Source organism: Cellulosilyticum sp. I15G10I2 (genome assembly GCF_900095725.1).
Classification (GTDB): Bacteria; Bacillota; Clostridia; order Lachnospirales; family Cellulosilyticaceae; genus FMMP01.
The window spans coordinates 196,742-211,906 of the sequence record NZ_FMMP01000009.1 but is presented as its reverse complement, the minus strand read 5'-3'; the positions used below and the strand labels follow the sequence as shown (position 1 = coordinate 211,906).

Sequence of the window (15,165 nt, the reverse complement as noted above, 5' to 3'; positions counted from 1 at the left end):
ATTTATGTGAGAAGAAGAGAACGAGCCAAAAAAATAAACAAAAACTAGGAGAAACTATGAGAGGGATTTTATCCGCTAAAACGTTTAAAAATAGGATGGTCTTATGTTTTACATTTGTAGGTATTACCCCTATTATTATTTTAAGTATTATTTATATGAGTGTATTTGAAAAAAGAAACTTCGAAAATTTTGTTGAAGAAAACCAAAAGAATATTAAATACATTATGACAAATGTAGATAAGCAGTTAACGCGTATTGAGAAGGTATCTTTTTGGTTTTATTCCAATAAGCAGCTTGATCAGGTATTAACGACGCAGTATGAAGATGATATTAAACGTAATGTTGATATTATTAATTTTAACAAATATGCTCAGGAATATATTTTAAATAGTTTTACAGATAGTAGCCTTTCTAAAATTCTTATTACAGGCAATAATGGGGTTGAACTTCAGCTTGGAGATGATACATCCGTAATAGATGCCGATAGTGTTAAAAATAAGAAATGGTTTGAGCTTTATCAAGATGCTAAAATTACAGATCTGGTTATAAGCCCAGAAAAATATCATAAAAACACTTATGTATTTCCAATATCCAGAGATATCGTCAGCAGCATGAGTGAAAAGCCTATAGGCAAGAGTATTTTATTTTTTCAAAGCAATCTTATTTCAAGTGTATTTAATCAATTTGAGATTCCAAATGGTGATGAATTATTTATTATCAATGACAAGGGTCAGTGTGTTGCACATCAAAAAGCTATGTACATAGGTCAAAATTTTTTAGACAGGGAGTATGTTGAAACTATTCTGGCTAAAGACAAATATAATGATAAACAAAAATATATTAAAACGATGATCGGTAATAAGGAATATATTATTAATTATTATAAACATCCCTATAACCATTTAATTATTATACAAGCTTCTCCACTGGACATTTATTATTCCAGTAAATTACTGTTTACCCATATAACAATAGCAGTTTTATGTTTTACGGCGATAGCCCTGTTGGGGAGTGTCATCTTTTTATCGATCCAGCTTACAAAGCCTATAAAAGGTATTTTGGGCCATTTAAAGAGCATATCCGGTGGTGTACTTGAGATTGATAAAACAACAGAAGGCGAAGATGAGATCGGGACAATTGGTAAAGGCATCAATGACATGGTAGAAAATATTAGTTTTTTAGTAGATAAGCTCATAGAAGAAGAAAGAGTTAAAAAAGATCTGGAGTTTAAGATGCTCCAAAATCAAATTAACCCTCACTTTTTATATAATACCTTAAATTGTATCAAGTGGATGGCAACCATTCAAAATGCTGTAGGTATCAGCGATATGACAGGGGCACTTGCAAGTATTTTGCAAAACATTTCTAAGGGAACAGATGATAAAATTCCTGTATATGAAGAATTTTTATTAGTAGACGATTATATGTGTATTCAAAACATAAGATATAATGGCAAGATTAGTTTAGAATACCATATTGAAGAAAGTGACTTAACGACAGCTAGTATTATTAAATTTACTTTGCAGCCTATTATTGAAAATGCCATTTTTCATGGTATAGAGCCCAAACAAGGCACAGGGAAAATAGATGTTTTTTTAAAGAAAGTGGGAGAAGATCTCAATATTATTATAAGGGATGATGGGGTAGGAATGAATGAAAAACAGCTCAAACAGCTCTTTAGTGAACCACTATCTAATAATAAATCATCCATGAATGCGATAGGTATTAAAAACGTTGATGAAAGACTAAAAATATATTATGGTGAAGCATATGGCTTATCAGTCACTAGTCAAGAAGGCCTATATACAGAGGTTAAGATTTGCATACCTTATGAAAAAGTAAGGGAAGATGGAGGGGGAGAATATGCTTAAGGCAATGATTGTTGATGATGAACCTTTAGTAAGGTTAGGACTTGAATCTATGATTAAGTGGGAAGAACTAGGCTATACGCTTGTGCCTTGTGCGACCAATGGACAAGAAGGCCTAGATCATATCATTCATTATAGACCGGATATAGTCATTACAGACATTAAGATGCCGATTATGGATGGCATTCAGATGATTGAAAAGTGTAAAGCAAGAGGGATAAATATTAAGTTTATTGTACTAAGTAGCTATGATGAGTTTAACTTAGTTAAGCAGGTAATGAAGCTTGGGGCGATGGATTACCTTATTAAGCTTAATTTAAATGAAAAAGAACTGAGTGAGTTACTTATTAAGCTCAGAGAAGAATTAAGTGAAAATGCAAAAGAAAAATCAAAAGATGAAGAACTTAAGCAATATCTTATCAGCAATAAAAAGACGCTGAAACAGGATTTTATTAGAAAATTAATGCTGGGTATGATTGATTTAAAAGATAAAAAATCTATTCGAAAAGATATAAAAGGATTAGGGATGAATGAAAACTTAACTTATGCCCTAAACTGTATTAGACTTGTCAAACCAGAGACAAAACAAGAGGCGCAAATGAATGATATGACATCTTTTTATTTGGTCAATATGTGTCAGGATACATTATCTAATTTTGGAAAGGGGTATGTATTTCTAAGAACAGAGAAAGAGTTGATCGTGTTTGTTGAGCTTAATAAAGCCTATTTAACCGATGAGGTACTCTATAAAGAGTTCATAGGTAGTTTGGGAGAAAAACTTTTGCAGATGATTAAGCAGTATTTTAACAAAATGGCTGTTATAGGCGTAAGTCGTGTATATGATAACCTGCTGGGGCTTAATGATGCTTTTAAGGAAAGCATGGAAGCTGTAAAACTTATTATAACAGATGAAAAGCTACCTATTTATTTTTATAGTGACCAAGCAAAACAGGATGCAAAAAACTGCAATAAAGTTGACATATTAGATTTAAAAGAAAGCCTTATAGCTGCTATGGATACGGGAGATGAAAAGCTGCTTAACGAGTTGTTTGAAACGATCTATGACCGATTTAATCACTGTGTATCTAGACAAAATGCTTATGAGATCTGCTATAAGCTTGTTTATATTGTAACGGTTTTAGGGCCAAATGGAGAAATGATTATTAAAGAGACCTTTGATAAAGACTATACAGAATTTGAAAACATTCAAGCTTTTACTACCATAGGTGAGGTTGTTTTATGGATTAAGAAACTGCAGAGTGGCATCAGTCAGTTTATTAATCAGAAGTATTTAGATGTGGCGAATATTAAAGTTAAAAAAGCTAAACAGTATATTAATCAAAATATTTATGTCAAAATGACTTTGCCGGAGGTTGCAGAAAAATTAGAAATTAGTTCAGGGTATCTAAGTACCATTTTTAAAAAAGTAGAAGGCAAATCTTTTTCAGATTACGTAGCAGAGGTTAAAATTAGTGAAGCTAAAAAGCTGTTGAAAGAAGATAACTATAAAATTTATGAAGTATCAGCCAAGCTTGGTTATGATGATCCGTATTATTTCAGCAAGCTTTTTAAAAAGGTTGCATCTATGACACCTACAGAATTTATGTGTAAGGGATAGATTAAAGCTGCAGGTTTTAAAACCTGCAATTTTTTTACCTATAAAGCTTGCATCAGGATCTAATTGTTTGAGTAATATTAAAATAATCTAGGAAAGTTAAAAATAAAACGGGGTATTTGGATGAATCAACAATTTTAAAAGATAGATTTTGTAAATCATTTAATAATTAAACATCATATAGGTCTAAAAAACATTCAAAGATAGATAAATAAAATCTATAATTTAACTATGAAATTGTTCATAATTCATAAAGGGGGACATAAATATGTCAAGAAAATCAAGACTTATGAAAGTATTTGCATCATTATGTGCAGTAACTATTGCATCTGGAGCATTAGCAGGCTGTGCATCTAAAGGAAGTACCAGTGCCAGTGCAGAAGCTAGTAAGCCTGCGGATAGCACAACTAAAGAGGCGCCAGCAAAACCTGGAGAAAAGACAGATGAAGTTAAGACGATCAAGTTTGCAGTGTGGGATTATGGAACAACTGATTATTGGGGAAAGGTTGTAGAAGCGTTTGAAGCAGCCAATCCAGGGGTAAAAGTACAAGTAATAGATATTCCTTCAGCAGACTACACGGCTAAAACACCTATTATGCTTGCATCAGGAGATGATACAGATGTATTTACAGTTAAAGATATGCCAACTTATTCAAGTATGATTGCTAAAAATCAGATCATTCCGCTTGATGATTATATTGCAAAAGATAATATAGATATGGTACCTTATGCAGGTGTAGATGAAAGTATAAAAGTGGATAATAAACTTTATGCATTACCTTTTAGAAGTGACTACTGGCTTCTTTACTATAATAAAGATATATTTGATGCAGCGGGACTCTCTTATCCATCAGATGATATGACTTGGAATGAATACCGAGAGCTAGCTAAAAAGCTTACATCGGGTACCGGTAATGATAAAGTTTATGGGGCACATGCACATACTTGGTTATCTGCAATACTTAGCTGGGCTTATACAGACGGTAAGCATTCTCTTATGGATGGTGAATATGATTTCTTAAAACCAGCTTTTGAAGTAGCCTTAGGGATGCAAAATGAAGATAAGTCAATAATGGAATTTGGATCTTTAAAAACAGCTAATGTTCACTACAGCGGTCCTTTCTATAAGGAACAAGTTGCAATGATTCCAATGGGAACTTGGTTTATCAATATGATTATTAATACTAAAAACAAAGGTGAAACAGATGTCAACTGGGGCTTTACAAAAGTACCACATATGGATGGACAACAAGCCGGAGAAAGTATCGGAAATGTTACACCAATGGCTATTAATAAAAATTCTAAAAATCCAGATGCTGCTTGGGAATTTATTAAATTTATTTCAACAGAACCAGGTGCAAAAGTGCTTGCAGACCTTGGTACATTACCAGCTTACAAAACACCAGACATTCTTAATACATTCAGCAGTATAGATGGATTCCCACAAGAATGCAAACCTGCATTAGAGGTTAAAAAAGTAACGCTTGAAATGCCACCACATCCAGATTCAGCAGCAGTAGAAAAAGTATTAAAAGAAGAGCATGAACTTATCATGTTAGGAGCAATTGGTCTTGACCAGGGTATTGCGAATATGAATAAACGTGTTCAGGAAGTACTTAAATAATAGCTCTAACTAGTATTTATAAAGTATGCTTTGTCATTGCATGTCATTGCAAGGCAAGGCATATTTTTACTTAACATTTAATTACAATGAAAGGGGGATGCTAGACACTCTAGCATAAAACAACATGAATAAAATAAAAAACATGAAACTTAGAAATAATCTCGTAGCATACTCTTTTTTAGTACCTAATCTTTTAGGATTTTTAATTTTCACTTTTGCTCCAATTATATTCTCTTTTGGACTAAGCTTTGTGGAGTGGGACTCTGCCAACCCCATGGTTTTTGTTGGGCTTAAGAATTTTGCAAAGCTATTTACAGATGAAACTTTTAAAATTTCACTTATTAATACCATCTATTATGCAGTGGGGACAGTACCACTTACTATGGTTGCATCTTTGGGATTAGCTTTTATTTTGAATCAAAAACTTAAAGGGACTAATTTCTTCAGAGCGTTATTTTTCTTTCCTCACGTAGCTTCTTTAGTAGCAGTTGCAGTGGTATGGAACATGTTGCTGCATCCAACAGTAGGGCCTGTTAACCAAATGCTCATGAAACTTGGTATTGAAAATCCGCCGGGGTGGACTTCGTCCATTACATGGGCTATGCCGGCTATTATTTTAGTCAGTGTATGGAAGAGTATGGGTTATTATATGATTTTATACTTAGCAGGACTTCAAGGGATCCCAGGAGAACTCTATGAAGCAGCAGCTGTTGATGGTGCCAGTGGATGGGAAAAGTTTAAGTATATTACACTGCCTATGCTTACTCCTACAACATTCTTTGTAAGCATTATGCTTACGATACAATGCTTTAAGGTGTTTGATATGATTTCAGTTATGACAGATGGAGGACCAGGCCGGGCAACCAATGTATTGGTTTACCATATTTATAATCAAGCTTTTACACACTACCAATTTGGTTATTCTAGCGCCATATCTATGGTACTATTCTTTGTTGTTATTATCATTACCTTTATACAGTTTAGAGCAGAAAAAAAATGGGTTAGCTATATGTAAGAATGGAGGACATAAATGGAAACACTATTTAGCACAATGAAAAATAGCAAGTTAAAAAGCCTTACAGGATCAATGAAAAAGGATAAACAACTTCAGACAATAGGCATATACATAGTGCTGGCACTTCTTTCGGTACTCATTATTTTACCGTTTCTCTGGATGGTTTCTTCATCTCTTAAAGTTAGTCATGACGTATTTTCACTGCCTATGGAGTGGATACCTAAAGAAGCCAAGTGGGAGAATTATCTGACTATATGGACTAAAATTCCGCTCATAACCTTTTTTAAGAATACAGTAAAATTAACTTTTATTATTACTATTTTGCAGCTCTTAACAAGCAGCTTTGCGGCTTATGCCTTTGCTAAGATGAATTTTACAGGCAGAGATGCGCTGTTTTTAGCTTATGTAGGCACCATTGCAGTGCCTTGGCAAGTTTATATGGTACCACAATTTATTATGATGAGAAGATTTAATCTGGCAGATACGCATACTGCTATTATTTTATTACAAGCGTTTACAGCCTTTGGTGTATTTCTAATGAGACAGTTTTATTTAAGCATACCCAATGAGTTGTCTGAATCAGCACGGATCGATGGCTTAAATGAATATGGAATCTACTGGAGAATTATTTTGCCACTGTCTAAACCAGCTATTGCAACCCTTACTATTTTTAGTTTTGTAACGGTATGGAATGACTATATGGGGCCGATGATTTATCTGAATTCAACTGAAATGAAAACAATCCAGCTAGGTCTAAGGATGTTTATCACGCAGTATTCAGCAGATTATAACCTCATTATGGCAGCAGCACTTGTATCGCTTGTCCCTGTTTTTATACTCTTCTTGTTTATGCAGAGATTTTTCATAGAAGGCATTGCAACAAGCGGACTAAAAGGGTAGGAAGGGGCTGTGTAATATAATCGAATGGAGTTGCAAGAAGATTTTAGGGTTTTTCAGTTGCTCGGTTGCGTATTTCTAAAAATCTAAGCACTTTCTTCAAATGAACGCCGCAAACTCGCTGCGCTCAGACAGTGCGGCTAAATGCCATTTGAATAAACTGCTAAGATTTTCTTAACGAAATGCTCACAGGCAACTTCCAAACCCTAAAATCTTCTTGCTGGCCGTCTCATACGTTAAAAGATATTACAAAGCTTTAGAGAAGAGAAAAGAAAAGATAAAAACAAATAAGAAATAAAAGCATATAAAAGATTTAAAAGAATAAGGAAATATAAAAAACTTGAAAAGAGATAAATAAAAGTTATCTAAGATTAAGCTTATAAATTGAATAAATAACGGACTAACTAAATAGATGAGGGAGGAAGTATGGATCAGATTATATTAAAAGAAGCATTAGATCGTTGTGTGGAGATTACGAGAAAAAATTTGGATCGTTTTAGAGGACAGTTCCCTAATGCCTTTAGTGAAAACAATATTTATAAAGCAATAGAGAACAATCACTGGACCAATGGGTTTTATACGGGTATCTTGTGGCTTTGTTATGAATATACAGGCGAGGAGATTTTTAAAGAAGTTGCCCTCGAAAATGTAGTAAGCTTCAAAGAGCGTTTGGATCAGGAAATAGAGCTTGAAACCCATGATCTAGGATTTCTTTATTCTTTATCCTGTGTGGCAAGTTATAAGATTACAGGAGATGAAATGAGTAAAGAAACGGCTCTGAGAGCTGCGGATTTACTTATAGGGCGCTACAGAGAAAAAGGTGGCTTTATTCAAGCTTGGGGGGCGCTTGATGCAGAAGATAATTACCGTCTTATTATTGATTGTTTATTAAACCTGCCGCTTTTATATTGGGCCAGTGAGGTAACAGGAGATAAACATTATTATGATATTGCCTATACCCATGCAAAAACAGCCTTAAAGTATGTGATTCGTGAAGATCACTCAACTTTCCATACTTACTTTTTCGATAAAAAGACAGGAGCACCTTCTCATGGGGCAACTTGCCAAGGGTATAATGATACCTCAGCTTGGGCAAGGGGGCAGGCATGGGGTATTTATGGTACTGTACTAAGTTATTTGGTAACCAAAGATGAAAAGTTTGCAGAGGACTTTTTTAAGGTTAAAGATTACTTTATAAGTAACCTGCCAGAAGATTTTGTGCCATACTGGGATCTCATTTTTAAAGAAGGAGATGAACCCAGGGATTCTTCAGCCTCAGCTATTGCAATCTGCGGGCTTTTGGAGATGAAAAAACATCTTGTGGAGGAAAAGCAAATACAAGAGCTGAATAGAGATGCTAAGCAGTTGATGCAGGCGCTTATTGAGAACTACAGTGCATCCTCAGAAGATGAAACGACAGGACTTCTTTATCATGCTACGTATTCTAAAAAAACACCATATAATACTTGTACGCCTGAGGGGGTAGATGAGTGTGTAATATGGGGAGATTATTTTTACATGGAAGCTTTGATGAGAATGTGGCGTAAAGACTGGAAAATGTATTGGTAGGGATCAGAATATGAATGAACAAACAGCAAAGACCAGAAGGATATGGGTTGATAGTCTCATTAAGATTGCTCACCCAGTTTTATATAACATGGCAAATGATACATTAAAATGTAATATGCCAATCAAAAAACATAAAGAAGCCCATGATCGGGAGTATTGTACTTATTTAGAAGCCTTAAGCCGGACACTTTACGGTATGGCCCCATGGTTTAATGCAAAGGCTATAAGTGATGAGGAGCGGCAAAAGCAGCAGTATTATTTAAAACTAGCACTTAAGGCTATTGCAAATGCAGTAGATGAAGACGCCAATGATTTCGTTTATATCAAAAAAGAAGGAAAGCTTTTGCCTCAAGTACTGGTTGATACAGCTTTTTTAGCGGGTGCTTTAATAAGGGCAAAAGAATCTTTATGGGATTCATTAAATATAAAAACACAAAAGAAAATAATTACATATTTTAAAGAAACAAGGGAAATACAGCCTTATTACTGTAATTGGATTTTATTTAGCAGTATGATAGAAGCCTTCTTTTATACAGTAGGAGAGGACTATGACATTGTCAGAATAGACTACGGTTATAAGCAAATGGAAGCTTGGTATATGGGAGATGGCCTTTATAGTGATGGCAAAGATTTTCACTTAGACTACTATAACAGCTATGTTATTCAACCATTTCTTGTAGAAATATTAGAAACTATTAAAGATGATTACAGAGATTTTAATGCACATTATCCCAAAGTTCTTGAACGTGCTAAGCGCTATTCCAGAATACAGGAAATGTCTATTCATCCAGATGGAAGCTTTAATCCTCATGGCAGATCTATCACTTATAGAATGGGGGCCTTTCACCACTTAGCTGTTATGGCGTGGCTAGAAAAGCTGCCAGAAGAGATTACAGCGGGGCAAGTACGCTGTGGATTAACAAAGGTGATTATTAAGTGCCTAGAAGCATCTACCACGTTTGATGAGGATGGGTGGCTGAATATTGGATTATATGGTAATCAGCCTAGTCTAGGAGAAGTTTATATTTCTACAGGCAGTTTATACTTATGCACCGCAGTATTTTTAAGTCTAGGATTAGATGATGAGAGTGACTTCTGGAATGATGAGGATCAAGAGATTACTATGGAGAAGTTATGGCAAGGTAAGGATATACAACCTGACCATGCGTTAGAGAAATAAGGGGATAATAAGATTCTGATTTGGGGTCGCAGAAGGGAGAGGAATATCATCTGTGGCTCCATGCTAACCCATCAGACTGTTCGAAAACTACTGCTAATAGTTATCAATAGATCCGCAGGAGAATTTTAGGGTTCTCCAGTTACTCGCTTGCGTATTTCTAAAAATCTAAGCACTTTCTTCAAATGAACGGTCGAAACTCGCTGAGCTCAAACAGTCTCCCTAAAAACCATTTGAATAAACTGCTAAGATTTTCTTAACGAAATACTACAGAGGCAACTTCCGAACCCTAAAATCTCCCCTGCTAAGCTTTGAATTATTGAGATTTGAATTAGTTTTAGGACAGTCTGCCACGCCAATCCGAATTGACCCAAAAGATATCCCTTCCCTCATTGCTAGGTGTTGGAAATTCTAGATTGAGAAAGTTAATTATTTAAAAGGTGAGGACTAAATATTCAAAAAGCAAATCAAGCTCAAGATATGTTTTATTATTTTACTTTAAATTGAGAAACGATAGCTAGGGAGTGAGGGGGCTTTTTCAGATCGACTCGGGTTGGCTGTGGGTAGGCGTGGAGATCTTAAAAAGCCCCCTCACTCCCTGGCGGAACTGTCTATAAAAAATATAAGTATAAATTATAAACTTTGATAATCCAAAGTTTCACAGCTATACAACCAACTAATTTTTTAAAAGTCAGGAGGGAAGATCGTGCGGAGTATTAGCTTATTTGAAATACGAGAGGCCCTGAAGTACGGCGATGCACATGGCTATACATTATTTCCTGAGATAAGAACTAAAGATAATATCATAAAAGCACAGGAAAGCCCTGTAACAGCCCATATTATAAAAGATGTTATTAAGGATGCAGAAGCTATTAAGCAAAAGCCAATTATAGATCTACCTTTTAGGCGCTTTATAGATTTTTTGCAGAATGGGAATAGAATCAATTATGAAACCCTCTTTTTTGAAAGTAAAAAAGAACTTCATACTTTGGTACTTGCAGAAGTTATAGAAAGAAAAGATAGATTTATAGAAGCTATAGAGGAAAGACTTTGGTCTTGGTGTAATGAGTATTCATGGGAGCTGCCGGCACATGTGCCGCTTACTCGGGAAGACATAGCAAAAGCAGGCGTAGAGGCTGATGAAGATATAGCTTTATTTGCTGCAGAAACAGGTTTTTATTTTGCTGAGATTTTGTCTCTTTTAAAGGATAAGCTTCATCCTTTATTGGTATATCGTATCGAGAAGGAGATTGACAGAAGAATTATTGACTCTTATGAAAAGAGAACTTTTAGATGGGAAGATTGGCAGATGAATTGGTCTTCGGTATGTGCAGGAGCTATAGGGTGTACGGCTATTTATACAGTCAAAGATGGCCCTAGACTTGCAAAATTTCTGCACCGCATTATTGGCAGTATGGATGCGTATATTGAGGGATTTGATAAAGATGGAGTCACTACTGAGGGGCTTGGATATTGGCAATATGGATTTAGTTTTTACATTTATTTTGCACAGCTTCTTAAAGAAAGAACTTGTGGCAGAGTAGACTTAATGTATAGAGATAGTAAGATAAAAAAGATAGCAGAGCTGCCCAGGTATTTACAGTTTCCAAATCAAGAAACAATTAACTTTTCGGATACACCTGGGGATAAATGGCCTGGGGAATACGGGATCCTTAACTATTTAACAAAGACTTTTGAGGGTGAAAGTTATATATTCCCTCAAGAGAATAGCATTTCAAGAGATCATACCAGTAAATGGGCACTTATGGTGAGAAACGTTTTTTGGAGTTTAGATTTTGTCCCTAGTGTGTCGCAGTCTATAAAAACAGGAGATTATTTTTTTGAAGAAAGTCAGTGGTTTATTAGTAGAACAGTAGATCAAAAAGGGCGGTTTTGTGCTTTTGCAGTAAAAGGCGGACATAATGATGAACCCCATAACCATAATGACTTAGGTCACTTTATTTTACACTGTCATGGTGAGACTATTTTTTGCGATTTAGGGGCCCCGGAATATGTTAGAGATTTTTTTAGTAAAAAGCGATATGAATTTTTACACGCCTCATCGAAGGGTCATTCAGTTCCTGTAATTAATAATACCTATCAAATAGCAGGGAAAGAACATAGAAGCTATGTTGTTGTAGAAGCAGCAAAGCATGAAAGCGCTATGATGCAGTTAGATTTAAAGGAAGCGTATCTTAGCCCGCAGCTTGATAAATACCATCGAACCTTTAACTGGCAGGCTGAGGGATTAGTATTAAATCTTATAGATACGTTTAAATTTACAAATGAAGGAAATAGAGTAGAAGAAGTTTTTATTACTCATCTAGATGCTGCACAAGTCAAACCGGGGCAAGTTAAAATAAGCGGCAATCAGCTAGATGCATATATATCTTTTGATCCTCAAGCAACATGTGAGATCATACGAGAAAAATATAGAAATCATTTTTCCGTGGAGAAAGAAGTTGATCGTATTATTATTAAATATCATGTAGGACTCGAGAAGTGCATTGATATTTGTATAAAAGTTGTATATAGAAAATAGTAGGGATAAATGGAAGAAGGGAATAATTATGCTTAAAAATGAATTTTTTGCGAGGAAGCACTGTTTTTTTATAGATCAGCCGGATGAAATCGCAAACTACGTCAAGACGTATTGTGAAGAAGAAGTCCGTAAAATCATTGAGATTGCAGACGATGTTTGTAATCAATCATACTTATTCAACTTACGTTGGGATATGGAAAGAACTTATGAACCAGTAGTATTTGATGGAGAAATTGACTGGATGCATATGCCGGCTGATGACCCAGAATGGATTTATGCCTTTAATAGACACCGATTTTTTATTTGCCTTGGGCAGGCGTATGTGATGACTAAAGATGAAAAGTATGCTAAAATCTTTGTCCACCAGTTGTGTAACTGGATAGATCGTGTGAAGCGAAAAGATGAAAAATGTAAACTTGCATGGCGGACCATTGAAGCGGGGCTTCGCTTAGAGTATTGGCTGAAGGCCTTCTGTTATTTTGAAAACAGTACGCACTTAACGGAAGAGGTATGCAGTAAGTTTTTTGATGCTATTACAGATCATGCAGAGTACCTGATGGAAGTTTATGATACATTTAGGTTAATGAGCAACTGGGGAATTTTACAAAACCACGGTTTGTTTATGGCGGGTGTTTTTTTACCACAATCTAAGAGGACAAAAGAGTACGTTCAAACAGCCATTGAAAGACTAACAGAAGAAATAAAGATTCAAGTTTATAGGGATGGTACGCACTGGGAGCAGTCACCTATGTATCATAATGAAGTTAACCACTGCTATTTAGATATACTTATACTGGCACAGCGTAATAACATTATTTTACCAGATCTTATACTTGAAAAGGTTAAAGCGATGTGTGAGGTTAATCTATACTGGAAAAAACCAAATCACCATGAAATTATGCAAGGTGACAGTGATGATATTGATGTACGAGATATCATTACAAAAGGGGCTTATCTGTTTAAGGATCCCATTTTGAAATTTGGTGGCTATGGGACTTTTGATTTTGATTGTATTTGGGATCTGGGAATGAAGGCCGTAGAAGAGTACAAGACTATCTTAGCTGAAATGCCAAAGGATACAGCGCATGCTTTATTGGACAGTGGGAATATTTACATGCGTTCAGACTGGAGTGAGAATGCTTATTTTATGCATTTTCATTGTGGAACGTTAGGGGCTGGACATGGCCACTCTGATAAACTGCACATAGATCTTTTTGCAAATGGCGAAGATATATTGATTGATGCTGGCCGGTATACCTATGTTGATAAGCCAGAGCGCTATTTATTTAAGGATCCAGCTGCCCATAATACAATAACAGTAGATGGTCTAGACTTTACGGTATGTAAAGATCCTTGGGAATGCTCTAAACTTGCACAAGCTGCTAATCAAAGACATTATTTTGATAAAGCGTATGACTATGCAGAGGGTGGCCATCTGGGATATATGTCTCTTGTTGGCGGCGGTGTTTTTGTAAATCGTAAAATCATTTATATCAAGCCGGATATATATGTTTTGGTAGATGAATTTTATGCTTCTACTGAACATAAATATCAACAATATTTCCACTTTAACAATGCAGGGACGGTATCGTGTAAAGAAAACGTGATTTATACGAGCGAAAAAAACAGAGCAGAGCTCGTTTTTGCAACGCCAGGTATTGAAAAACAGCTAAGAGCATCTCAGGTTTCCAGACATTATAACCATTATGAAGAAAACTTAGCTCTCGTGACACAGATTGAAGGGAAAGGGTTCAAGTCTGTAATTTCAGTAATTGGCATATCAAATCCATTAGTACCAGAAGAAATTCAAGTAGAAAAGTTAGAAGTGAAGTCTAATTTTAAACATATTACCTTTGCCGATGATGTTATTGAAGCTGTCACTATTCATAAAGGAGATCAAGCTTATACCGTTGTGGTTGCACACCAAGAGTATGCCTCACCAACAGATACATTTTATGCAGACGGATGCATTGGCTTTGGGCAGGTTGTAGTATTTGACCGAACTCAAGGTGAAGAGCGTATTGGGACAGTTTTAAAATGGTAATGAGGAGGAACTCACATGAAAACATTGTGTTTGGAAGTTTTGACTTCCGAGGGAATAGTCGTTTGTAGTAATCAATGTGAAGAGGAAGTAGGAGTCCTGTGTAATAGGGAGTACGAAGAAGGGGATCATATTAAGATTTCGAGTTCCAAGTATCCGGCCTATGTAGCTATACAGGTGGATGAGGCCCTTGGAGAAGCACTTGTTTATATGACTGGAGAAATCAAATACTATATACCGGTAAAGGAAAAACGAGGAAGCTATTCTCCAAAAACATTTTGTGGCAATCTACATTTAATAACAGCTAGAGGGGCAACAAAAGAAGAAATCTATGCTTACCGTAATCTTGCTAAAAATGTAATGGATCAGCATGAGAACTTATCGAGTTATCCCCATGCTCTTGCTAATGTTGAAACAAGAGGAGAAGCAGTATTTGCAGCTAGGAATGCGATTGATGGGGTTAAAATGAATCTGTCCCATGGAGAGTGGCCTTATCAGTCTTGGGGAATCAATAGACAAGACGATGCTCAGTTCACATTAGATTTTGGAAGAACAGTTGTCGTGAATAAACTTGTACTCTATACAAGAGCTGATTTTCCTCATGATAATTGGTGGAGGCAAGTAACAGTTTCTTTTTCAGACGGGACCTCGCTTGTTTGGTATATGGAAAAGAGTGCACTGCCTCACGTGAAAGTGATTGCTGATAAGGAGATAACGCAGCTTAGTTTAAGCGATTTAATTAAGGCAGATGATCCATCACCTTTCCCAGCTTTAACACAGATAGAAGTATATGGTGTTGAAAAACAAGATTAAAGAT

Annotated in this window: 10 protein-coding genes; all 10 read left to right on the top strand. The window is 35.6% G+C overall.

Going from position 1 to position 15,165, the window contains the following annotated elements; translation table 11 throughout:
* The first annotated feature begins 56 nt into the window (after nucleotides 1-56).
* The 10 genes from BN3326_RS09580 to BN3326_RS09535 all read left to right on the top strand — a co-directional run bounded on the left by BN3326_RS09580 (nucleotide 57) and on the right by BN3326_RS09535 (nucleotide 15,161).
* Entirely contained in the window at nucleotides 57-1,871 is a 1,815-nt protein-coding gene (locus BN3326_RS09580; protein WP_069998970.1) for a sensor histidine kinase, read from the top strand.
* A complete protein-coding gene (locus BN3326_RS09575) occupies nucleotides 1,864-3,486 on the top strand; it encodes a response regulator (protein WP_069998969.1) in 1,623 nt (540 codons plus the stop codon). Before BN3326_RS09580 ends, BN3326_RS09575 begins: the two co-directional genes overlap by 8 nt.
* A 265-nt stretch (nucleotides 3,487-3,751) precedes the next feature.
* Nucleotides 3,752-5,107 carry an ABC transporter substrate-binding protein gene (locus BN3326_RS09570; RefSeq protein ID WP_083258622.1) on the top strand — a complete coding sequence of 452 codons (1,356 nt, stop codon included), beginning with the start codon at nucleotides 3,752-3,754 and terminating at the stop codon, nucleotides 5,105-5,107.
* A gap of 124 nt (nucleotides 5,108-5,231) precedes the next feature.
* Nucleotides 5,232-6,122 carry a carbohydrate ABC transporter permease gene (locus tag BN3326_RS09565; protein ID WP_069998968.1) on the top strand — a complete coding sequence of 297 codons (891 nt, stop codon included), beginning with the start codon at nucleotides 5,232-5,234 and terminating at the stop codon, nucleotides 6,120-6,122.
* A 72-nt stretch (nucleotides 6,123-6,194) separates the two neighbouring features.
* On the top strand, nucleotides 6,195-7,022 hold the full coding sequence (locus BN3326_RS09560; protein ID WP_069999388.1) for a carbohydrate ABC transporter permease: 828 nt from the start codon (nucleotides 6,195-6,197) through the stop codon (nucleotides 7,020-7,022).
* A 423-nt stretch (nucleotides 7,023-7,445) separates the two neighbouring features.
* On the top strand, nucleotides 7,446-8,588 hold the full coding sequence (locus BN3326_RS09555) for a glycoside hydrolase family 88 protein (RefSeq protein WP_069998967.1): 1,143 nt from the start codon (nucleotides 7,446-7,448) through the stop codon (nucleotides 8,586-8,588).
* Between the two features lie 10 nt (nucleotides 8,589-8,598).
* Nucleotides 8,599-9,768 (top strand): DUF2264 domain-containing protein, encoded by a 1,170-nt coding sequence (locus BN3326_RS09550; RefSeq protein ID WP_069998966.1) that lies wholly within the window; start codon nucleotides 8,599-8,601, stop codon nucleotides 9,766-9,768.
* Nucleotides 9,769-10,471: 703 nt separating this feature from the next.
* Entirely contained in the window at nucleotides 10,472-12,307 is a 1,836-nt protein-coding gene (locus tag BN3326_RS09545) for a heparinase II/III domain-containing protein (protein ID WP_069998965.1), read from the top strand.
* 28 nt (nucleotides 12,308-12,335) lie between these two features.
* Nucleotides 12,336-14,351 (top strand): alginate lyase family protein, encoded by a 2,016-nt coding sequence (locus BN3326_RS09540; protein ID WP_069998964.1) that lies wholly within the window; start codon nucleotides 12,336-12,338, stop codon nucleotides 14,349-14,351.
* 15 nt (nucleotides 14,352-14,366) lie between these two features.
* Nucleotides 14,367-15,161, top strand: coding sequence for a carbohydrate-binding protein (locus BN3326_RS09535; RefSeq protein ID WP_069998963.1), 795 nt, complete (start codon nucleotides 14,367-14,369; stop codon nucleotides 15,159-15,161).
* The last annotated feature ends 4 nt before the right edge of the window (nucleotides 15,162-15,165 follow it).